Raw genomic sequence first — 22,347 nt, forward strand, 5'->3', positions numbered from 1 at the left:
GGCTCGGTTCCTTCCCCTCTGGGGGCGCGCCCCTTCGGCTCACTCGCCGGGGGCCGCCGCGCGCAGGGTCTCCACGGTCTGCTCCAGATCGGCGACCCGCTCGGCGAGCCGGCGGCTCTTGCGGTGCAGCTCCAGGAACACATTGACCTTGGTGCGCAGCAGCCAGGGGTCGAAGGGCTTGGTCACGAAGTCGGCGGCGCCGAGCGCGTATCCCCGGTAGGCGTAGTCGGAGTCCGTGTCCTCCCCGGTCAGCAGGATGATCGGGACGTCCTTGGTCTGCTCGAGACGTTTGATGTTGGCGGCCGTCTCGAAGCCGTCCATGCCCGGCATCAGGACGTCGAGCAGCACGGCGGCGAAGTCCTGGCGCAGCATGGCCTTCAGCGCCTCCTCCCCGGAATGGGCGCGGACCAGCCGCAGATCGAGCGGGCCGAGGACGGCTTCCAGCGCGATCAGGTTCTCCTCCATGTCGTCGACGATCAGGATCGCCGCCTTCTCGGGCGCGCCACTGCTCATGTCTCCCCCTGTCCCCCCCGCCCCGGCGGTTCGGTGTCCGCGCCCCCGGCGCCGGCGCGGGCGGCGGTGGTCCCGCCGGGCGGGCCGCCCAGCGGATCGAGCACATCGCAGACGGCCGACAGCAGCCGGTCGATGTCCACGGGCTTGGGGACGTACTCGTTGGCACCGCTGTCGATCGCCTTCTCACGGTCGCCCGGCATGGCCTTGGCGGTGAGGGCGATGATCGGCAGATCGGCGAGCCGGGGCGTGCCGCGGATGGCCCGGATGGTCTCGTAGCCGTCCATCTCCGGCATCATCACGTCCATCAGGACCAGGGAGACGTCGGGGTTGCGGTGCAGGACCTCCAGGCCCTCGCGGCCGTTCTCCGCGTATTTCACGGTCATGCCGACCCGGCCCAGCGCATGGGTCAGCGCGAAGACGTTCCGGATGTCGTCGTCGACGATGAGGATGCGCCGCCCGTTCAGCACCCGGCGGGGGCGGCCGGACTGCCACTCGCTGAGCCGGGTGGTCTCCGGCCAGGTCTCGTCGCGGCCGTCGTCGCCCGACCGGCGCGAGAGGCCCGTCAGGCTGGTCTCGTCGCCGAACACCCCGCTGGGCGCGTGGTCGGCGACGTCCGGCAGCTGCTCGTCCGCGGCGGGGGGCGCGGCGGGGACGGTGGAGCCGGTGGCCCGGGGGTCCGACGGATCGGGCGCCGGGACGATGCCGGCGTAGTGCGAGGGGATGTACAGGGTGAAGCAGGAGCCGACGTTCACCTCGCTCTCGGCGACGATCCGGCCGCCCAGCATTCCGGCGATCTCCCGGCTGATGGACAGGCCGAGCCCGGTGCCGCCGTACTTGCGGCTGGTGGTGCCGTCGGACTGCTGGAACGCCTCGAAGATCACGGACAGCTTCTCGGGCGGGATGCCGATGCCGGTGTCGGTGACGGAGAAGGCCACGACGGCGTCCGCGCTCCGTAGCGTCTCCTCGCTGAACTCCCCTCCGGGCGCCCGCTCGACGCGCAGCTTCACCTCTCCCGAGGAGGTGAACTTCAGCGCGTTGGAGAGCAGGTTGCGCAGGATCTGCTGGAGCCGCTGCTCGTCGGAGAACATCTCGCGCGGTACGTCCTCGCCGACGGTGATCTCGAAGGACAGACCCCGGTCGACGGCGAGCGGCCGGAAAGTCGCGTTGACGTAGTCCAGCAGCTTGACCAGCGGCAGCTTCTTGGCCCGGACGTCCATCCGGCCCGCCTCGATCTTCGACAGATCGAGGATGTCGTTGATCAGCTGGAGCAGGTCGGAGCCGGAGCGGTGGATGGTGGTGGCGAACTGCTCCTCCTGGTCGGACAGCCGCCCGTCCGGGTTGTCGGCGAGCAGCCGGGCCAGGATGAGCAGCGAGTTGAGCGGGGTGCGCAGCTCGTGCGACATATTGGCCAGGAACTCGGACTTGTACTGCGAGGCGGTCGCCAGCAGCGCGGCCTTCTCCTCCAGCTCCGCGTTGGAGCGCTGGAGCTCGTTCGAGCGCTGGCGCAGCTCGGTGGTGAGCCGCTGGGACTCCGACAGCAGGGACTCGGTGCGGGCGTTGGCGATGATGGTGTTGATCGACACGCCGATGGTGTTGACGAACTGGTCGATGAAGGCCAGGTGGACCTCGCTGAACCGGCTGAAGGAGGCCAGCTCGATCACTCCGAGCACCTGGTCCTCGTACCGGATCGGCAGGATGACGACGCTGGCCGGGAGCGCGGAGCCGAGCCCGGAGTCGATGGTGATGAAGTTCGACGGGACATCGGTGATCAGGATGCGCTTCTTCTCGATGGCCGCCTGGGCGATCAGCCCGCGGCCCGCCGACCCTCTCCGCGGCAGCGGGCCCTTCTCCGGGTTGATGCCGTAGCCGGCGATGAACTGGAGGCCCTCGCCGGGCTTGGCTCCGGCCTGGGTCAGGAAGAAGGCCCCGAACTGGGCGTTGACCAGCGGGGTGAGCTCGCTCAGGATCAGGTCGGCGACCTCGACCAGGTCGCGGTGGCCCTGCATCAGGGAGGCGATGCGGGCGAGGTTGGACTCCAGCCAGTCCTTGGCGCGGGTGGTCTCGCGCAGGTTGGTCACCATGAGGTTGACGTTGTGCTTGAGCTCGGCGACCTCGCCCTGCGCCTCGACCGAGACGGCCCCGGACATATCGCCCTGGGCGACGGCGGAGGCGACCTCGGCGATGGCCCGCACCTGGGTGGTCAGGTTCAGGGCGAGCTCGTTGACGCCGGTGGTCAGCCGCTTCCAGGTGCCGTAGACCGCCTCGACGCGGGCCTGGCCGCCCAGCCGGCCCTCGCTGCCGACCTCGCGGGCGACCCGGGTGACCTCGGAGGAGAACGAGGAGAGCGTGTCGACCATCGTGTTGATGGTGGTCTTCAGCTCCAGGATCTCGCCGCGCGCGTCCACGTCGATCTTCTTGGACAGATCGCCTTGGGCGACCGCGGTGGCGACCTGCGCGATGTTGCGGACCTGGGAGGTCAGGTTGGCCGCCATGAAGTTGACGTTGTCCGTGAGGTCCTTCCAGACGCCGGAGACGCCCGACACCTGGGCCCGGCCGCCGAGCTGGCCCTCGGTGCCGACATCGCGGGCCACCCGGGTGACCTCGTCGGCGAACGCCCGCAGCTGCTCGACCATGGTGTTCACGGTGTCCTTCAGCTCCAGGATCTCGCCCCGGGCGTCCACCGTGATCTTCTTCGACAGGTCGCCGTTGGCCACCGCCGTGGTCACCTGGGCGATGTTGCGCACCTGCGAGGTCAGGTTCAGGGCCATGAAGTTGACGTTGTCGGTGAGCTCTTTCCACACCCCCGAGACCCCGCGGACCTGCGCCTGGCCGCCGAGGTTGCCCGCGGTACCCACCTCGCGGGCCACCCGGGTCACCTCGTCCGCGAACGCGGAGAGCCGGTCCACCATCGTGTTGATCGTCGACTTCAGCTCCAGGATCTCGCCCTTGGCCTCCACTGTGATCGTCTTGCTCAGGTCTCCCTCCGCCACGGCGGTGGCGACCTGGGCGATGTTGCGGACCTGGGAGGTCAGGTTGTCCGCCATGAAGTTGACGTTCTCGGTGAGGTCCTTCCAGACCCCCGAGACCCCGCGCACCTGCGCCCGGCCGCCCAGCTCACCCTCGGTGCCCACCTCGCGGGCCACCCGGGTCACCTCGTCCGCGAACGCGGAGAGCTGGTCGACCATCGTGTTGACGGTGCTCTTCAGCTGGAGGATCTCGCCCCGGGCGTCCACCGTGATCTTCTGCGACAGGTCGCCGTTGGCCACCGCCGTGGTCACCTGGGCGATGTTGCGCACCTGCGAGGTCAGGTTGGACGCCATGAAGTTGACGTTGTCCGTGAGGTCCTTCCAGACCCCCGAGACCCCGCGCACCTGCGCCCGGCCGCCCAGCTCACCCTCGGTGCCCACCTCGCGGGCCACCCGGGTCACCTCGTCCGCGAACGCCCGCAGCTGGTCGACCATCGTGTTCACGGTCAGCTTGAGCTCCAGCAGCTCGCCGGTGGTCTCGACGGTCACCTGCCGGGTGAGGTCGCCCCGCGCCACCGCCGTGGTCACCGCGGCGATGTCCCGCACCTGTGCGGTCAGCCGCGACGCCATGGTGTTGACGGCCTCGGTGACCTCGCGCCAGTCGCCGGACAGCCCCTGGACCTTCGCCCGGCCGCCGAGCCTGCCCTCGGTGCCGACCTCGCGGGCGACCCGGGTCAGCTCGCCGGTGAACAGCGACAGCTGGTCCACCGTCCGGTTGACGCCGCGCCCCAGCCGGCGCAGATCGCCGCGCAGCTGACGGTTGCCGTCGTGCAGGTCCACCCGTTTGGTCAGATCGCCCGCGGCGACCGCGTCCAGCACCTGCGTGGCGTTCGAGACCGGGCCGGTGAGCGCGTCCACCAGCTGGTTCGCCGCTTCCACGCTCGTCGCCCAGGCGCCTTGGCCGGGGCTGGCCGTGATCCGCTCGTCCAGCCTGCCCTGCCGTACCACCTCGCGGCGCACCCGCTGCAGCTCCGAGGCCAGGTGAGCGTTCCGGGCGGCCAGTTGGTTGAACGCTCCGGCCATCTCGCCGAGCGTGCCCTCTTCCGAGCCGTTGGCGCGTACGGAGAAGTCACCGTCGCACAACGCCTGCATCGCCCCCAGCAGGGACCGCAGCCCTGCCGCGCTCACCCGCTCCTCGCCCGGCGCGAAGCCCGGGAGCTCTGATCGGATACCTATGGGGGTGGGGTTATTCGCCATGACATCGTCTCTTAAAGATCGATTCGCACGCCTGTGCCTGTCATAATATGGCACCTAAATGCCTTAATCGCCCCAAAACGGCAGGAGCAGCAGGTGGGAGCTTTGCTTCCTCTTTCGCAGGAGTCCGTCGCGCGGACCACGCTGCCCGGAACCGTGGGGGCGCCCGCCGCGGCGCGCGCGTTCGTCCGCACCACCCTCACCGGACCGGGCGCGGCGGCGGTCCTGGGGCCGCAGCCCCTCGGCGACCGGCTGACCGAGGACGCCGTACTCCTGGTCAGCGAGCTGGTCACCAACGCCGTCCTGCACGCGGGCACCGAGATCGAGGTCATCTGCCGGCTCCAGGCCTCGCACCCGGGCGTCGTCGTCGAGGTGACGGATCTCCACCCCGCCAGCGCGGTCTACGGCGGTCAGGACACCGGGCGCCGCGGCCGCGGCCTCCAGCTGATGGGCGCGCTCGCCGAGTCCTGGGGCGTGACCTACCACCGCACCAGCAAGGCGGTGTGGTTCCGGCTGGACGCCGTGCCGGCGGAGACGGCGGCCGCCGCGGTCCCGGCCGACGCGGTGGGCGGCGAGGTGCGCTTCGCCAAGGCCCTCGCCCCGGCCGCGCCGATGCGCCGCCCCCGCGGCGCCACCGGGTGGGTCGACCGCGGCGGGCCCTCGTTCCTCGCGGAGGCCAGCGAACTCCTCGCCGGACAGCTCGACGAGAACATGGTCGCCGCCCTCGCCGGACAGCTCCTCGTACCCCGGCTCGCCGACTGGTGCGCGGTGTGGCTGAGGACCAAGGGCGAGCGGCTGCGGCTCTCCCGCGTCTGGCACAGCGACGAGCGCCAGAACGACGCGCTCCGGCTGGCGCTGGAGAGCCATCCGCCGCCGACGGGCCTCGACCCGTCGGGCACCCCCTGGCCCTGGCCCCAGCCCGCGGACGGCCGTGGCGCGGGCGGGGCCGCGCTGGCCTTCCCGCTGCTGGCCCAGGGCGGCAGCCACGGGGTGCTGCTGCTGGGCCGGGCGGGCGTGCCCCAGCTGACCGAGGGCGTGGCGCGGCTGTCGGGCGATGTGGCGCGGCGGGTCGCCCAGGCCGTGGCCACCGCCCGGCGGTACACCCGGCAGGCAACCATCAGCCGGGCGCTCCAGCGCCGACAGCTGCCCGTCTCCCTCGCCCACATCCCGGGCGTCGACACGGCGATCGTCTACGAGCCGCACGGCGAGGGCCAGACCGTCGGCGGCGACTTCTACGACCTGTTCCCGATGGGCAGCCGCCGCTGGTGCTTCCTGCTGGGCGACGTATGCGGCAGCGACCCGGAGGCGATGTCGGTGACCGGCCTGGCCCGCCATCTGGTCCGGCTGCTGGCCCGCGAGGGCCACGGCGTCGAGTCGGTGCTCTTCCGGCTGAACCAGGCGCTGGTGGAAGAGGGCGCGGAGGCGGTGGCGGTCGGCGGCGAGCAGGCCCGGCCGCGCTTCCTGAGCCTGCTGTACGGGGAGCTGGAGCCCGACCCGGCCACCGGCACCGCCCGCTGCACCCTGGCCAGCGCCGGGCACCCGCTGCCGCTGCGGCTGACCGCCGACGGCTCGGTGGTCACCGCGGGCAGCTCTCAGATGCTGCTGGGCATCGACGAGGGCGCCGAGTTCCAGGCCGACACCTTCGACATCGCGCTCGGCGAGACGCTGCTGTGCGTCACCGACGGGGTGACCGAGCGGCGCAGCGGCAACCGGCAGCTGGACGACGACGACGGCCTCGCCGACATCCTGCGGGGGTGCGCGGGCCTGGGCGCCAAGGCGGTGGCGGAACGGGTCCGGCGCGCCGCCCATGACTTCGGCCCCGAGCCGATCGACGACGACCTCGCGGTGCTCGTGCTCGAAGCGGTGCGGGTGCAGCCGGTGCCGCTGTAGACGGGGCTGGTACAGGCGGTGCCGGTGCGGCGCCCGGGACCTTCTCCGCCGACCCGCGCGCTGCGGGCTACTCGCCCAGGCCCGCCAGGTCGCGCAGCCGCCGGGCCTGCGCGGCGCGCTCGGCGGCGCGCTGCTCCTCGTACGTCCGCTCCCCCACCCCGCGCAGCAGCGCCTTGGTCTCGATCACGGCGTCGCGGGGCGCGGCCAGCAGTACCGCCGCCAGGTCCCGGACCGCGGCGTCCAGTTCCGCGGCGGGTACGACCAGGTTGGCCAGGCCGGTGCGCTCGGCCTCCTCGGCGTGGACGAAGCGCCCGGTCAGACAGATTTCCAGCGCTCGGGCGTAGCCCACGAGGGAGACCAGCGGATGGGTGCCGGTGAGGTCGGGGACCAGCCCGAGGCTGGTCTCGCGCATCGCGAACTGCGCGTCGTCCGCGCAGACCCGCAGATCACAGGCCAGGGCCAGTTGGAAGCCCGCGCCGATGGCATGGCCCTGGACGGCGGCGACGGAGACGATGTCGTGCCGACGCCACCAGGTGAACGCCTCCTGATATCCGGCGATGACGGCGTCCAGCTCCGTGTCGGAGCGGCGGGCCAGCTCGGGGAAGGACGGCTCGCCGTCGAACCCCTCGGGTGTGAACGCCTGCCGGTCGAGCCCCGCGGAGAAGGACTTGCCCTCGGCGCGCAGCACCACCACCCGCACGCTGCCCGGCAGCGCCCGTCCGGCCTCGGCCAGGGCCCGCCAGGTCGCGGGCGACTGGGCGTTCCGCTTGTCGGGGTTGGTCAGGGTCACCGTGGCGACCGCGTCATCAGCGGTGAGGTGAACGCCGTCCTTGTCCAGCAGGGTCACAGAAGCCTCCGGTGGGTGCGGTCACGACTAAGTGACTGCACAGTAACCACCCGGCCGACGGTCCGATCAACCGGGTGGTACCGCTCACTCACCGGTACGACGCACCTGGGGTGTCAGGCCGATGTTGCGGCCTTCTTGCCCCGCGTCGCTCCACCGCGACCACGCAGGGCCACGCCTGACTCACTGAGCATCCGGTGGACGAATCCGTAGGAACGGCCGGTCTCTTCGGCCAGCGCCCGGATGCTCGCACCGGAGTCGTACTTTTTCTTCAGGTCTGCCGCGAGCTTTTCGCGCGCGGCGCCGGTCACCCGGCTGCCCTTCTTCAGAGTCTCGGCCACCCGTGCCTCCTCATGGGAAGTGCGCTCTGGACTCTCATGATCACCCCTAGGCGGCTTCCTGGCCACCCATTCGGCAAGGTCTGTGGAGGAAGCCTTCCCCGAATTGATGGGGTGATCGTCCCCGGAATTAAAGATTCCGCAGGCAGTCGCCCTTAAAAACGGTCCACATGGTGGACGAACCGGCAGGTCAGGCCGTGGGTGGGCGTGACCCCACCACCGCACGCCGGCGCGCGGCACGCTTCATGCGCCGGTCGCTGACGACGCGCCGCGGTACCAGCCGTTCTCACTCAGATGAAGGATCACGCCTAGGCCGAATGATCTATGGCGAATGATCTACGACGCGCGGACCGGAAGCGGATCAGGCGAGCGCGACGAGGTCCGCGTAGTCCTCGCCCCACAGGTCCTCGACGCCGTCCGGCAGCAGAATGATCCGCTCCGGCTGCAGGGCGTCGACCGCGCCCTCGTCGTGGGTCACCAGCACCACCGCGCCCGTGAAGGTGCGCAGCGCGCCGAGGATCTCCTCGCGGCTGGCCGGGTCGAGGTTGTTGGTGGGCTCGTCGAGCAGCAGGACGTTGGCCGAGGAGACCACGAGCGTGGCCAGCGCGAGCCGGGTCTTCTCGCCGCCGGACAGCACGCGCGCCGGCTTGTCGACGTCGTCGCCGGAGAAGAGGAAGGACCCCAGCGTCTTGCGGATGTCCACGAGGTCGAGATCGGGGGCGGCCGAGCGCATGTTCTCCAGGACCGTGCGGTCCGGGTCCAGCGTCTCGTGCTCCTGTGCGTAATAGCCGAGCTTCAGACCGTGGCCGGGGGTGACCTGCCCGGTGTCCGGCTTCTCGACCCCGGCCAGCAGCCGCAGCAGGGTCGTCTTGCCCGCGCCGTTGAGCCCCAGGATGACCACCCGCGAGCCCCGGTCGACGGCCAGGCCGACATCGGTGAAGATCTCCAGCGAGCCGTACGACTTGGACAGGCCCTCGGCGGCCAGGGGCGTCTTGCCGCACGGGGCGGGGTCCGGGAAGCGGAGCTTGGCGACCTTGTCGGCCTGCCGCACCGCTTCGAGGCCCGACAGCAGCTTCTCCGCGCGACGGGCCATGTTCTGCGCGGCCACCGTCTTGGTGGCCTTGGCGCGCATCTTGTCCGCCTGGGAGTTGAGCGCCGCGGCCTTCTTCTCCGCGTTGGCCCGCTCCCGCTTGCGGCGCTTCTCATCGGCCTCGCGCTGGGCCTGGTAGAGCTTCCAGCCCATGTTGTAGACGTCGATCACCGAGCGGTTGGCGTCCAGGTAGAAGACCTTGTTGACTACCGTCTCGACCAGGTCCACGTCGTGGGAGATGACGATGAAGCCGCCGCGGTAGGTCTTCAGGTAGTCCCGCAGCCAGATGATGGAGTCGGCGTCGAGGTGGTTGGTCGGCTCGTCCAGGAGCAGGACGTCGGAGTCCGAGAAGAGGATCCGGGCCAGCTCGACCCGGCGGCGCTGACCGCCGGAGAGCGTATGCAGGGGCTGGCCGAGCACGCGGTCGGGCAGCCCGAGGCTGGCGGCAATGGTCGCGGCCTCCGCCTCGGCGGCGTAACCGCCCTTGGTGAGGAACTCGGTCTCCAGCCGCTCGTACTTCTTCATCGCGCGCTCGCGGGTGGCGCCCTTGCCGTTCGCCATCCGGTCCTCGTTCTCGCGCATCTTGCGGAGCACGGAGTCCAGCTCGCGGGCGGAGAGGATGCGGTCGCGCGCGAGCACATCGAGGTCGCCGGTGCGCGGGTCCTGCGGCAGATAGCCGACCTGGCCGGAGCGGGCGATGGTGCCGGAGGCCGGGATGCCCTCACCGGCCAGGCACTTGGTGAGGGTGGTCTTGCCCGCGCCGTTGCGCCCGACGAGGCCGATGCGGTCGCCCTTGGCGACGCGGAAGGAGGCGGACTCGATGAGGACACGAGCGCCGGCGCGCAACTCGATGCCGGAGGCGGTGATCACGGGAATTACTCCAGGGCAGGGTGGACGGCGGGACGGACGGGCGAAAAGAGGCCGACGCCGTCTAATGCGCGAGGAGAATTGCCATGCGATTAGTTTAGCGGGGCCCGCAAGAGCTTTTTCCCGGCCGGCCCGGGCCCGCTCAGGCGCCGCCCGTGTGGACCTGGAAGGCCGCGCGGCGCACCGCCTTGGCCAGGGCCGGGTCGGGGTGGGCGGCGGCCAGCGCGACGAGGACCTGCACGGTGCGGGGGTGGCCCACGGCCCGTACCTCCTCGAGCAGCGCCGGGACCGTGCCCTGCACGGCGGACTCCAGGTGGCGCACGAGCATCGGGCTCTCACCGTGGTCGGAGATGGCGGCGGCCGTGTCCACCCACAGCCAGGTGGCCTCCTCGCGGGTGAGCACGTCCAGCGCGTCCTCCGGGTCCGCCCCCTCGTGCTCGGCCAGCCACAGCAGCGCGTACGGGCGCAGCGCGGACTCGTCGACCACGGCCCGCACGGTGGGCTCAGCGGGCGCTCCGACGACGCGCAGCGCCTCGAAGGCGAGCCCGCGCAGCAGCGCGTCGTCGCCGCGGGCCGCCTCGATGAGCTCGGTGACGGCGCTGCCGACGGGGCGGGCGGCGAGCCAGGCCCGGTACTCGGCGCGGGCCGGGCCCGGGGTCAGGCCCGCACAGCCGCGCAGCATGTCCGCGGCGGGCTGCTCGATGTTCCCGGCGGGGCTCTGGGCGGCGACGCAGATCTGCTCCAGCTTGACCCACACCGCCCAGTTGCCGAGCGCGCTGAGCACGGCCTCCCGCTGCCCCTCTCCGGCCTCCTGGGAGCCGTCCAGCACCACGAGCGCGCCCACGGAGGCGAGCGCGTCCAGGGCCCAGTCGAGCAAGCTCTCCAGGGAGTCCGCGGCACCCGGCGCCCCGGCGGGCGGGGTGTCGTCGGGGCCGTGGGCGGCCGCGGGGCCGTACGGCACCTCGCACCGCTCGGTGCGCAGCTCGGCGACGCGCTGCTGGAGCATGTCCAGGAGCGTCGCGACCTGCACCGGACCGGCCGACAGCTGGAGCAGGGACAGCAACTGCGGCAGCGCCTCGACGACCTCGGCGACCGCCGTGGGCTCGGCCGTGGCGGGGGCCGGGCGGGCCAGGGACCAGGCGTCGAGCAGCGCGACCCAGCCGCGCAGCACCGCGCTGTCGTCACGGTCCCAGGCGCGCAGCCGCCAGCCGGGGCGGGCGATGCCGCCGTGCAGCTCGATCAGGCCGACCAGGCGGGCCCGGTCCCAGTCGGCCCGGATCTGTTCAGGGGGGACTCCCAGGGCGGCGGCGGCCTCGGCGACGGCCTCGGCGGGGAGCACACCCGGCACGCCGTGCCGGCTCGCTGCCCAGCGGGCGATCTGTACGGCCCCGGCAAGTCCCGACCTGGCCTGCCGGGCGAGCTCCGTGGGTGGCGGAGTGCCCTCGGGCGGGCGGGGCGTCGGTCGGGAGCCTCGGTTCGGCACAACCCGGCGGGCTGTGGCCATCGGCCGCTGGCGGACGAGTCTGAGCCGGGAGTCGCGCGGAGTACGGGACGTCACGTGAGCAGTCTCGCCCGTGACGGCCCGAAAGCCCAATCGGCACCCGTACGGCGGTTGCCCGCGCCGGTCGCGAATGCAGCCGGCTGCCGCCGCGTGGTCGACCGTCGACAGGGGCTGTAGCGCCCCGGTGGGGGAGAGGCGAGCCCTGGAAAACGGGGGCGCGCATTACATCAGCGGCGTCAGAAAGCGGCTCAGCATGTCTTCGTACCCTTCCGGGTCGGCATTCCACATCGCGGCGTGCGGGGCGTGGCGGACCGGATGAAGGGTGACCAGTTCCGAGTGGCGCTCGGCGAGTTCGCGCGAGGCGTCCCACGGGGCGACGGTGTCGTCCGGGCCGTGCATGATCAGCGTCGGCGCCTTCAGCCCGTCCAGGTCGGCCATGGCGGCCTGCCGCATGAGCCGGCCCCCGTGCAGTCCGGCCCGCCCCTCGGCGGCCCGTACCGCGAGCGGCAGCAGCGCGGAGGGGATGCGCCGGGCCGAGGCGAGCGCCCGCAGGGTGGCCTGCCAGTCGAGCACCGGGGAGTCCAGGACGAGTCCGCTGATCCGGTCCCGCAGCGCGGAGGCCGCGGCGGCGCGCAGGGCCATGGTGGCGCCGGTGGACCAGCCGTACAGGATGACGCTCTCCGCGCCGTGGCGCACCGCGTAGCGGATCGCGGCGTCCAGGTCGCGCCACTCGGTCTCGCCGAGGTGTCCGATGCCGTCCTCGGGGCGGGGGGCGCCCGGGTCGCCGCGGTAGGCGATGTCGAGCAGCGGGAACCGCCGCTTGTGCAGGAACGGCATGAGCACCATGGGGTGCTCGCGGGTGGTGCCGAGGCCGTGCACGGTGATCACCCAGGCGGAGCGGTCGCCGGGTATGAACCAGGCGGGCAGCTCGCCCAGTTCGCCGGGCACGTCGACGTCGGCGTGGTCGATCCCGAGCGCGCCCCGCGGATCCCCGATGTGCACCTGCGGGGTGAGGCGGACGCGGGTGCCCGGGGCCAGGGTGCCGTAGGTCCCCCGTTCCAGGCGGCGGACCACGCAGTCCGCGGGGTGCGGGGCGTCCTCGATGACGGGTCCGACGACGGCGTGGCAGGCGGCGCCCGCGAGGCCGTAGGTGCCCGGGCGCAGCGAGGCGAGGCTGCGGGTGAGGGTGATCCGGCCGGCCTCGGTGGCGTGCACGGTGAGCCGCGGGTCGTGCGGCAGCGGCCGGCCGGGGCCCGGTTTCAGGGCAGCGTCGCTGGCGTACCGCCCGGCCGCCACCGCGGCCGCGCCGACACTGAGCATCGTGGTGGCGGCCACAACCGCCTTCGTCCGCAGGTGCATCCCTCTCAGTGTGAGCGGCGAGGCCGCCGCGGGCCAGTGGGCGTGCCCGGCCGGGTGATCGCCCCGTCTATCCGGGGGCCAGGACCTGCGATGTCGTGCCGTGTCCGGTCAGCCTGCCTCCTTCCAGGACGTGGACGGTGTCGGTGTACTTCGCGACGAGGTGCTTTTCGTGGCTGACCAGCACCACGGCCGTGCCGTGCCGCTCGCGCAGGGTCCGCAGGAGCTCCATGACGGCCCGCGAGGTGTCGGGGTCGAGGGCGCTGGTGATCTCGTCGCAGAGCAGATAGTCCGGTTCGGTGGCCAGGGCGCGGGCGAGGGCCACGCGCTGGCGCTGCCCGCCCGACAGCTCGGCGGGGTAGCGCGTGGCGTGGTCGGCGGGAAGGCCGACGCCCTCGAGGAGTTCGGCGACACGGTCGGCTCGCTGGGCGCGGCCGAGCCCCAGGTGGGTGCGCAGGGGGCGGGCGAGGGCGGCGCCGACGGTGCGGGCGGGGTTGAGGGTGTCGAGCGGGTTCTGCGGGACGAGCTGGATCCGCTGCTGCTGGCCGCGGGAGCGTGCGCGGGCCTTCGGGGGCAGGGGGGCGCCGTCGAGGGTGATGCGGCCCGCGTCGGGGGGCGCCAGGCCCGCGAGGGCGCGCAGCAGGGTGGTCTTGCCGGACCCGGACGGTCCGATGATGCCGGTGGCGGTTCCGGGCGCCAGGGTGAAGCCGACCCCGTCCAGGACGCGGTGGGTGGTGCGGCCGGTCCGGTAGGCGACGGTGATGTTGTCGGCGGCCAGGCCGGGCCCCGCGGTGGTCGCGGGCCGGGGCCGGCGGGGCGTGGGGACGGCGGCGGTGGCAGTGGGTGCGGCGGTGGCAGTGGGTGCGGCGGTGGCAGTGGGTGCGGTGGGTGCGGCCAGCGCGACAGTGTGGTCGGCGCAGGCCGTGACGAGTTCGGGGTCGTGGCAGGCCATGAGGATGGCCAGGCCGCGGGTGGCGGCGAGATGGCGCAGCAGCTCACCGATGTCGCCGCGCAGGTCCGTATCGAGGCCGGCGGTCGGCTCGTCCAGGAGGAGCAGCCGCGGGTTGCGGGCCAGGGCGCGGGCGAGGGCGACACGGCGCTGCTGTCCGCCGGACAGGGCGGTGGGGCGCCGGTCGGGCAAACCGCCGTCCGTGGGCAGGTGGCATTCGGCCAGGAGATCGAGCACCTGCCGCGGGCCGGGGTCGGCGGCGGTCTCGGCGACCAGGCGGCGGACGGTCATCCACGGGTTGAGGGCCGAGCCGGGGTCCTGGCCGACGTAGGCGAGGTGGGTACGGCGCAGCCGGGCCAGGGCGGACGGCTCGAGACGGAGGATGTCGTGGCCGAGGACGGTGACGTCACCGTCCGCGACGGCACCCGCGGGCAGATGGCCGAGGAGCGCCTTGAGCAGGGTGGTCTTGCCCGACCCCGAGGGGCCGGTCAGAGCGGTGATCTGCCCCGGTTCGAGGGTGAGGTCGGCACGGGGCAGCAGGTGGGGACCGCCGGGGATACGGACGCTCAGGCCCACGGCCCATGCCAGGGGCGTGCGGGCAGCCTGCGGCGGGCCGGGGGGTGCGGACACGGGCTCCGGGCCGGCGGGGTGGGTCATCGGGAGGTCACCGCCTTGGTTCGGCCGCGGGAGGTTCGGCCGCGGGGGGTGAGGGCGGAGGCCGCGAGGTTGACGCTGATGGCGAGCGTGGCGATGGCCAGGGCGGGGGCGAGGACGGCCAGCGGGTTGAGGAGGATGCCGGGAGAGTTCTCACGGATCATCAAGGCCCAGTCGGCGTCCGGTGGTTGGGGACCGAGCTGGAGGAAGGCGGCGGTGGAGATGACGTAGACGGCTTCGACGAACCGCAGTCCGAAGAGCGCCAGGACGGTGGAGCGCAGATTCGGCAGGACCTCGCACAGGGCGAGGTAGACGGTCGACTCCCCGCGGGTGACGGCGGCATCGACGTAGCCGGCCGAGGCGAGGGGTGCGGCGGCGGAGGCGACGACACGGACCGCGTACGGGATGCCCAGCGCGGTGGCGGCGGCGATGACCGGCCAGCGGCCGCCGTCCGGCCAGGCCAGGGCGATGAGCATGATGCCCAGGACCGGTGGCAGGAGGATGGCGATGTCCGCGGTGCGCTCCACAGCCCGGCCGAGGGCGGGCCGCAGCGCGGAGACGCAGCCGATGAGGGCGGCCAGGGCGGTGACGACGACGGCCACCAGGAGGGCGCCGCCGATGAGGGCGGTGCCGCCGTGCAGCAGCCGGGACAGAACGTCGCGACCGAGCAGGTCGCCGCCCAGGGGCCCGCCGTCGCCCGCGGTGGCGTACGGCGCGGTGGTGGGCACCTCGATGGGGTGCGGCGCGAGCCGGGGCCCGGCCAGGGCGAGGGTGACCAGGGTGAGCGCGGGGGTGATCCGGAGCGACAAGCCGCGTGGACCGCGAACCGCGGACGTCCGGGGCGGGGCGGCGCCCGTGGTGGTGGTCATCGGGGGGCTCCCACGGTCTTGGCGCGGATCAGGTCGGCGCCGAGGAGGACGAGGCTGATGGCCGCTCCGGCGAGGGTGACGACGCCGGCGATCAGCGGGGTGTCCCGGCCGGCGACGGCGTTGGCCAGAATGGTGCCGACGCCGGGGTAGTTGAACAGGGTCTCCACCACGACGGTGCCGCCCAGGAGCATGCCGGTGGAGGTGGCGAAGCCGGTGGCGATCACGGGGAGCGCGCCGGGCAGGGCGTGCCGGAAGAGGATCTGCCAGGTGGGCAGTCCGTCGAGGCGGGCGGCCTCGACATGGGGGGTGGCGGCCTGGTCGGCGAGCGCGCCGCGCACGATATGGGTGTTCCAGCCGGTCTGCGGGATGACCAGGGCGAGGACCGGCATGATCAGCATGGTCCAGGTGGCGGGGCGGCCGTCGGCCCCGGCGACGGTGACCGCGGGCAGCCAGCCGGTCCACAGCGACAGGGTCAGGATCAGGGCGACGGCGACGACGAACTCGGGGAGCGCGAAGGCGGAGGTCGCGGTGTGGCCGATGATCCGGTCCGTCAGCCGTCCGGGGCGTGCGGCGGCCCAGCAGCCCAGGGCCAGCGACGCGGCCACCGTGACGGCGAGCGCCGTCAGGGCGAGGACGAGGGTGTTGGGAAACGGGTCGGCGAGCAGGTCGGCGACCTTCTGCCCGCGGGCGGAGGTGCCCAGGTCACCGGTGGGCAGGGCGGTCATCCAGTCGAGGAAGCGTTCCCACAGGGGCCGGTCCAGGCCGAGCAGATGGCGGCGGGCCTCGATGTCGGCGGCGCTGTCCCCGCGTTCCGAGGTCGCGCCGGCCGCGTCCCCCGGCAGCGCTTCGACCGCGATGAAGACCGCGGCGAGCAGGATGGCCAGCATCAGGACCCGGCGGGCGAGCACGGCCCCGATGCGCCAGAGGAGGGCGCCCGGGCGACGCGGCGCGGTGGCCGCCCCCATGGCGGGGGCGGCCACCGCGTCCTTGGCGGGGGTGGGTGTCAACGCAGCCACGCGCTCTGGAGCTGGACGCGGCCGTAACCGGCCAGAGTGGGCAGGCCCCGCACCTTGGCGGCGGCCAGGTCGATGCCGTCGGCCATGCCCCACAGCAGATACCCGGACTTGTCGTGCTCGATCTGCTGCAGCCCGGCCAGGGCCTCGGCGCGCGCGGCCTCGTCCGCGGTGCCGATGACCTCGCGGTACGAGGCGTCGAACTCCTTGTCGTCGAAGGCCGCCTCGTTCTGGCCGGCCTCGCTGACCAGGGTCTTGGAGGCGAAGAAGACGACGGAGTCGTTGGTGCCCCAGTAGGTGGTGTAGAGGTCGCCCTTGAGCCAGGTCTTCTCGTAGAAGGCGCCGGACTCCTGCTTCACCACATCGATCTTGATTCCGGCCTCGCGGGCCTGGGCCTCGAAGAGGGTCGCGGACTCGGCGAGCCCGGAGATGTCCTCGGTGGTGATGAGCTTGTACCTCTTCGTGAGGTCGAACTCTGCCTCGGCGAGCAGCTTCTTGGCCCGGTCCAGGTCCCGCTCGCGCTGCGGGATGTTTTTGGCGTAGTGCGGATCGCCGGTGCCCATGATGTCGTTGGCGACGGTGCCGTAGCCGGAGAGGACCTGCTTGACCATGGCGTCGCGGTCGACGACCAGGCGCAGCGCCTCGCGGACCTTCGGGTCGGCGAAGGGGCCGTCCTTGGCACGCATCACGATCGGCATCGCCATGTCGTTGGGGCGGCGTATGACCTGGAGGTCCTGGCGGCTCTTGGCGGTGCGGGCGGCGACGGCCCCGGCGTTGGAGGCGAGGTCGATCTGGCCGGCCAGCAGGGCGTTGGCCATGGCCTGGGGGGTTTCGAACATGGTGATCTCGACGGCGTCGAGGTGGACCGTGCCGCCGTACCACTTGTCGTTGCGGACCAGGCGGGCGTTGCCCCCGCGATACCACTCCAGCTTGAACGGGCCGGTGCCGGGCGCCTTCTCCAGGGCCTTGTCCGGAGTGTCCTTCTTCAGCACGAAGGTCGTCAGCCGGGTCAGCAGGGGCAGTTCGGCGTTGGCGTAGTCGGAGACCAGGACGACCGTGTCGGCGCCCTCGGCCTTGATGTTCGCGGCCTTGATGCCGGGCAGACGCGCCGCGCCCGAGGGGGTGTCGCGCAGCCGGCGCAGGGACCAGACGACATCCTCGGCCGTGACCGGGCTGCCGTCGTGGAAGGTGGCGCCCTTGGCGAGCTTGAACTTCCAGGTCTTCAGGTCGGCCGAGTGCCCCCAGGACGCCGCGAGCCGGGGTGCGGTGTTGGGCTCGGCTGCCGGGACGGTAAGGGTGTCGTAGACGAGGGCGAGGATCAGGTAGTCGCTCTCGTTGCCCTGGGTGCCATGGGGGTCGCGGGTGATGGCGCCGGCCCGCCCCAGGGCGCCGACCCGCAGGGTGCCGCCCTTCTTCGGCTTCTCGGACCCGGACCCGGGACTGGCCGAGGTGTCGCCGCCCGAGGAGCACGCGGCCAGCGCGGCACCCGCACCCAGGGCTCCACCGGACCAAAGGAGTTGGCGCCTGTTGATATACACGTACGTCCTCGATCCACGCGGTTGGCACAGCTGCTTAGGTTTGCCTACCCTAATTCCCGCCGATCTTGCAACCATGCACGAATCGACGAACCGCTCACCACACGCCGCAGGAGCCGGTACGCGCCATGCTCTCCACCCTCCTGCGGGACAGCCGGGCCCTGGCGGCCCTCGCCGTCCCGCTCATCCTCACCCAGCTCGCCCAAGTCGCCCTGACCACCACCGACACCGTGATGATGGGCCTGCTCGGCACCGAGGAACTCGCCGCCGGCGGCCTGGCGATCGTGGTCTTCAACCAGCTGCGCACCATGGGCGTCGGGCTGATCACCTCCGTGGGCAACCGGGTCGCGGCTGCGGCCGCCCGGGCGGAGCAGACGGCGGAGCGGGCCGTGGAGAGGGCGGCGGATAGGGCGGTGGACCCCTCGCCCAGGGAAGCGGCCGAGGACGAGATCCGCGGCACCGTACGCGCGAGCATGGCCGTGGCCACTGGCGCCGGCCTCGCGGGCGCGGTGCTCATGGTGCTCATCGGCCAGGTCCTGACCCTCCTCGGCCAGGACGCCGCCGTCGCCGAACGCACCCAGAGCATGCTCGCAGCCCTCGCCCCCGGTCTGCTGCCCTGCCTGTGGTTCCAGGCCGTCCGCCAGTTCACCGTCGGTATGCGCCGCCCTCAGGCGCTGCTCCAGATCACCATCGCCTCCGTCGCCGTCAACGCCGGACTCAACTGGGTCCTCATCCACGGCACCTGGGGCCTGCCCCGGCTCGGCCTGACCGGCGTCGGCGTCGCCACCTCCACCGTCTACCTGCTGACCTTCCTGGCCCTGTACGCGGCGGCACGGCGGGACGAGGAACTGGCCCCGCTGCTCAGCCTGAACCCGGCCAAGGCCGACCCGGCCACCGTCAAGCGCCTCATAGGCCTCGGCGTCCCCATCGCCGCGACCTACGGCTCCGAGGCCGGATTCTTCTCCCTCACCGCCCTGATGGCCGGTTCCTTCGGCCCTGACGCGCTCGCCGCACACACCGCGGTCAACCAGCTCGTCTACATCGTCTTCCAGGTCGCCGTCGGCCTCTCCCACGCGGCCTCCATCAACGTCAGCCGCGAACTCGCCCTCGGCCGCCGCGACAACGCCCGCCGCATCAAGAACACCGCGCTCGCCTGCGCCGCCGCCGTCATGGCCGCCGTGGCCGTCGGCTATCTCACCCTGCCCCGGCTCATCCTCGCCCCGTTCCTCGACGGCAGCTCGGGACGGGCCCTGACCATCGCCACCCACCTGCTGATCGTCACCGCGTTCCTGCAGTTCTTCGACTGCGCGCAGAACATCGGGGTCGGACTGTTGCGCGGGCTCGACGACACGAAGAGCGGCTTCCGCATCACCCTCATCGGCTACTGGGCCGTCGGCCTGCCCGCCTCCTGGGCCCTGGCCTTTCCCGCGGGCCTGGAGACCCTCGGCGTCTGGCTGGGCCTCCTCGGCGGCCTCGCCACCACCGCCGCCCTCCTTCTGCGCCGCTACACCACCGCGCTCGACCAGCACGTGACGGGCGAGGCCACCACCGCCCCGGCCTAGGCCTGGCCCAGGCACTGTCGGGGCCTGAGGCTCAGGGCTCAGGGCTCAGGGCTCAGGGCTCAGGGCTCAGGGCTCAGGGCTCAGGGCTCAGGGCTCAGGGCTCAGCGGGGCTGGCCGTAGCCGGTGAGCTTGTCCGCGACGCGCCGCAGCTCGCCGGGCGAGAGCAGGGCCGGGGTGTGCCCGGGGACGGCGGCCGCGGTGAGCCAGACCCGGCACATCCACTCCAGCTGGGCCGTCCGGTCGTACGCCTGGTCGAGCGTGGCGCCGTAGACGACGGTGCCGTGGTTGCGCAGCAGACAGCCGGTGCGGTCACGCAGCGCGTCGAGCATCTTCTGGGCCAACTCGTCCGTGCCGTACAGGGCGTAGCCCGCGACGCGCACCGGGCCGCCGAGGGCGCAGGTCATGTAGTGGATCGCGGGGACCTCGTCGACCAGGGTGGAGACCGCGGTGGCGTGCACGGCGTGGGTGTGGACGACGGCCGCGGCGTCGGTGTCGCGGTAGATCGCGAGGTGCATCGGCAGCTCACTGGTGGGGGCCAGCTCCCCGATCACCTGGCGCCCGTCCAGGTCGACGCCGACCGCGTCATCCGGGCCGAGCCGGTCGTACGGGACACCGCTCGGGGTCACCAGGACGGTGTCGCCGACCCTGGCCGAGACGTTCCCCGAGGTGCCGACGACCAGGCCGTCGGCGACCGTCCTGCGGGCCGTCTCCACCACCCGCTCCCAGGCCTCCCGCAGTTCCGGCCGCCCCTCGGCCCCCAGCGGTCGCGTAGTCTCCGGTTCCGGTTCCGGCTTCGTCACGATCCCTCACCTCCGGGCGCCGATCATGGCAGGCGAGCCGTCGTGTGCGCATCAGGGTGGGGCCAAGGGATCTTCGGCGCCGCCTTCCCGCAGGCGCGTCACTCCCGAGCCCACCCCAGTTCACCTTCCGTTCACCCCACGTCCTTACGGTCGTGGGGCACCCTTTGGCTGTCGATCTCGATTTGATTGCCGGGTGTGTGACTCCTCCCCCTCCCCACAGAGGGGGCTTCTCATGTGGCCGCCTCGGCGGTCGCATGACGGCCAAGCCCTGACCGGCACCTTGCGGGTGCACCACAGATTGTAGCGACCTGGTGGCACTGCGTGCCGCCAAGTTCGGGGATCGCATTCCCCCACGAAGGAGTTCGATGGAACACATCACGCTTCTCATTGGGATCGTGATCGTCACGGCCTTGGTGTTCGACTTCACGAACGGCTTCCACGACACGGCCAATGCCATGGCTACCACCATCTCCACGGGTGCTCTCGGTCCCCGGACGGCGGTGGCGATGTCGGCGGTCCTCAATCTCGTCGGCGCGTTCCTCTCCGTGGAGGTCGCCAAGACGATCTCCGGAGGGATCATCGACGAGGACTCCGGAATACGCCCCGAAGTGATCTTCGCGGGTCTGGTCGGGGCGATCCTCTGGAACCTTCTGACCTGGCTCGCCGGACTGCCCTCCAGCTCCTCACACGCCCTCTTCGGCGGCCTCATCGGCGCCACACTGGTCTCCGTCGGCATGGACGGGGTCAACAGCGACAAGATCATCATGAAGGTCCTGATCCCGGCCGTGGCCGCGCCGATCGTGGCCGGGGTCGCCGCCCTGGTCGCGACCCGGCTCACCTACCGGCTGGCCCGCGGCCGCGACGCCCAGGACACCGCGAAGGGCTACCGCGCCGGGCAGATCGCCTCGGCCGCGCTGGTCTCCCTCGCCCACGGCACCAACGACGCCCAGAAGACCATGGGTGTCATCACCCTGGCGCTGATCACCGGCGGTGCGATCGCGCCCGACTCCGACCCGCCGCTGTGGGTCATCGTCTCCGCGGGCCTGGCCATCGCCCTCGGTACGTACCTGGGCGGCTGGCGCATCATCCGCACCATGGGCAAGGGCATCACCGACATCCAGCCGCCGCAGGGCTTCGCCGCCCAGACCGGCGCCGCGACCGTCATCCTCGCCTCCTCCCACATCGGCTTCGCGCTCTCCACCACCCAGGTCTGCTCCGGTTCCGTGATGGGCGCGGGGATCGGCCGCAAGGGCGGTGTGGTGCGCTGGTCCACCGCGGGCCGCATGGTCCTCGCCTGGGTGCTCACCCTGCCCGCCGCGGGCCTCGTCGCGGGCGGCGCGGCGCTGCTGGCGGACCAGGGCGAGTGGGGCGTCACGGCGGTCGCCGTGCTCGCGGTGGCCGCCTGCGCCGGGATCTGGGCGGCCTCGCGCCGCAAGCCCGTCGACCACACCAACGTCAATGACACCAACGAGGCCGCGGTGGCACCGGCCGAGCCGATGGGCGTCGTCACGGCCGCCCTCCAGTCCGTGGCCCCGCCTCCCGCCGGGCCGGTGGCCCCCGCCGCTGCCGCTTCCGTCTCCTCCTCCGTCTCCTCCGCCACCCCGGCAGGCGCCTCCGCGGCCGCCGGCAGCACCAGCTAAGGAAGTAACGCGATGAGCATCGACTGGGCGGCTCTCGGCCAGGTCTTCGGCATCAGCCTCCTGGTGACCGTCGGCTTCGTGGGCGTCTTCACCCTCGGCATCGTCGGCACCTCCCGCAAGCCGCAACAGGCGGAGGCGGGCCCGGACACCACCTCCGCCTCCTCGGCCTCGGCGGGCGCGGCCTTCGGCCCCGCGCGCGCCGGCGCGTACGCCTGCTTCGCGCTGTGCGCGGCGGCGGTGGCGTACGGCATCAGTCTGATCGTGATCTGACCCCGCTCGCCCCATCCACGGCCGCCGGGCCGGAACGCGCCGACCAGCGCGGACCGCCCGGCGGCCGTGCCATGTGCTCCTCGGCACACTCGTGCGGGGTGGGGCATTCGCGAGTTGACGGCCATTCGCGGCCCGTGGTGGACTTCCGGAGCCAAACGGCGGCAGGAGAGGAAGCCGGTGAGAATCCGGCGCGGTCCCGCCACTGTCACCGGGGAGCGCTCTCCCATCGCCTGTACGAGTCACGGCCGTCCACACGGAGGCTGGAAGACCGGGAGAAACGCGGATCCGGGAGCCAGGAGACTCTCACCGCCGGTCACGTCGAGCCAGGGCGCGGACCCTGAGTGAGGACATACCGCCATGCCCGGCACCGCCATGCCGCCGACCTACCCGCGGCCCCTCCGCCACCTCCCGACGCCCCGAGGCAAGACGGCGAACT

Annotated in this window: 16 protein-coding genes and 1 riboswitch; of the genes, 4 read left to right on the forward strand and 12 right to left on the reverse strand. The window is 72.4% G+C overall.

The features are described 5' to 3' along the window. Positions 1–39 precede the first annotated feature (39 nt). Both PV419_RS40015 and PV419_RS40020 read right to left on the reverse strand, forming a co-directional pair. Entirely contained in the window at positions 40–513 is a 474-nt protein-coding gene (locus PV419_RS40015) for a response regulator (protein ID WP_415925482.1), read from the reverse strand. Further along, on the reverse strand, positions 510–4,736 hold the full coding sequence (locus PV419_RS40020) for a HAMP domain-containing protein (protein ID WP_415925483.1): 4,227 nt from the start codon (positions 4,734–4,736) through the stop codon (positions 510–512). Before PV419_RS40020 ends, PV419_RS40015 begins: the two co-directional genes overlap by 4 nt. Before the next feature lie 93 nt (positions 4,737–4,829). On the opposite strand from PV419_RS40020, the gene PV419_RS40025 reads away from it, so the two are divergent. Continuing rightward, entirely contained in the window at positions 4,830–6,623 is a 1,794-nt protein-coding gene (locus PV419_RS40025) for an ATP-binding SpoIIE family protein phosphatase (RefSeq protein ID WP_319697460.1), read from the forward strand. A gap of 67 nt (positions 6,624–6,690) precedes the next feature. Here the strand turns inward: PV419_RS40025 and PV419_RS40030 are convergent, their stop codons facing one another. The 9 genes from PV419_RS40030 to PV419_RS40070 form a co-directional block, all read right to left on the reverse strand. Then, positions 6,691–7,470, reverse strand: a complete 780-nt coding sequence (locus tag PV419_RS40030; protein ID WP_319697461.1) for an enoyl-CoA hydratase/isomerase family protein — start codon at positions 7,468–7,470, stop codon at positions 6,691–6,693. Positions 7,471–7,583: 113 nt separating this feature from the next. Beyond that, positions 7,584–7,808, reverse strand: coding sequence for a helix-turn-helix domain-containing protein (locus tag PV419_RS40035; RefSeq protein WP_319697462.1), 225 nt, complete (start codon positions 7,806–7,808; stop codon positions 7,584–7,586). A 358-nt stretch (positions 7,809–8,166) separates the two neighbouring features. Beyond that, positions 8,167–9,765, reverse strand: coding sequence for a ribosomal protection-like ABC-F family protein (abc-f, locus tag PV419_RS40040; RefSeq protein ID WP_319697464.1), 1,599 nt, complete (start codon positions 9,763–9,765; stop codon positions 8,167–8,169). Positions 9,766–9,904: 139 nt separating this feature from the next. After that, positions 9,905–11,320, reverse strand: a complete 1,416-nt coding sequence (locus PV419_RS40045) for a hypothetical protein (protein ID WP_415925484.1) — start codon at positions 11,318–11,320, stop codon at positions 9,905–9,907. A gap of 165 nt (positions 11,321–11,485) precedes the next feature. Then, a complete protein-coding gene (locus tag PV419_RS40050) occupies positions 11,486–12,622 on the reverse strand; it encodes an alpha/beta hydrolase family protein (protein ID WP_319697466.1) in 1,137 nt (378 codons plus the stop codon). A 67-nt stretch (positions 12,623–12,689) separates the two neighbouring features. After that, positions 12,690–14,225: an ABC transporter ATP-binding protein gene (locus tag PV419_RS40055; RefSeq protein ID WP_319697468.1), complete on the reverse strand. Its 1,536-nt coding sequence runs from the start codon at positions 14,223–14,225 to the stop codon at positions 12,690–12,692. After that, a complete protein-coding gene (locus tag PV419_RS40060; protein WP_319697470.1) occupies positions 14,222–15,091 on the reverse strand; it encodes an ABC transporter permease subunit in 870 nt (289 codons plus the stop codon). Before PV419_RS40060 ends, PV419_RS40055 begins: the two co-directional genes overlap by 4 nt. Further along, the gene (locus tag PV419_RS40065; protein ID WP_319697472.1) at positions 15,088–16,107 is read right to left on the reverse strand and encodes an ABC transporter permease; all 1,020 of its coding nucleotides are present in this window, start codon (positions 16,105–16,107) and stop codon (positions 15,088–15,090) included. Before PV419_RS40065 ends, PV419_RS40060 begins: the two co-directional genes overlap by 4 nt. Next, on the reverse strand, positions 16,095–17,642 hold the full coding sequence (locus PV419_RS40070) for an ABC transporter substrate-binding protein (protein ID WP_319697473.1): 1,548 nt from the start codon (positions 17,640–17,642) through the stop codon (positions 16,095–16,097). Before PV419_RS40070 ends, PV419_RS40065 begins: the two co-directional genes overlap by 13 nt. A 125-nt stretch (positions 17,643–17,767) precedes the next feature. On the opposite strand from PV419_RS40070, the gene PV419_RS40075 reads away from it, so the two are divergent. Continuing rightward, positions 17,768–19,201, forward strand: coding sequence for an MATE family efflux transporter (locus tag PV419_RS40075; RefSeq protein WP_319697475.1), 1,434 nt, complete (start codon positions 17,768–17,770; stop codon positions 19,199–19,201). A 101-nt stretch (positions 19,202–19,302) separates the two neighbouring features. Here PV419_RS40075 and PV419_RS40080 read toward each other — a convergent pair whose 3' ends face one another. Continuing rightward, positions 19,303–19,938, reverse strand: a complete 636-nt coding sequence (locus PV419_RS40080) for a class II aldolase/adducin family protein (RefSeq protein WP_415925485.1) — start codon at positions 19,936–19,938, stop codon at positions 19,303–19,305. A gap of 428 nt (positions 19,939–20,366) precedes the next feature. Between PV419_RS40080 and PV419_RS40085 the strand changes: the two genes are divergently transcribed. Together PV419_RS40085 and PV419_RS40090 are read left to right on the forward strand one after the other, a co-directional pair. Then, positions 20,367–21,641: an inorganic phosphate transporter gene (locus PV419_RS40085; protein ID WP_319697477.1), complete on the forward strand. Its 1,275-nt coding sequence runs from the start codon at positions 20,367–20,369 to the stop codon at positions 21,639–21,641. A 12-nt stretch (positions 21,642–21,653) separates the two neighbouring features. Beyond that, entirely contained in the window at positions 21,654–21,911 is a 258-nt protein-coding gene (locus PV419_RS40090; protein ID WP_319697478.1) for a hypothetical protein, read from the forward strand. A 166-nt stretch (positions 21,912–22,077) separates the two neighbouring features. Further along, positions 22,078–22,214, forward strand: a riboswitch (cobalamin riboswitch). The last annotated feature ends 133 nt before the right edge of the window (positions 22,215–22,347 follow it).

Origin of the sequence: Streptomyces sp. ME19-01-6, assembly GCF_033793745.1 — a bacterium.
GTDB lineage: Bacteria > Actinomycetota > Actinomycetes > Streptomycetales > Streptomycetaceae > Streptomyces.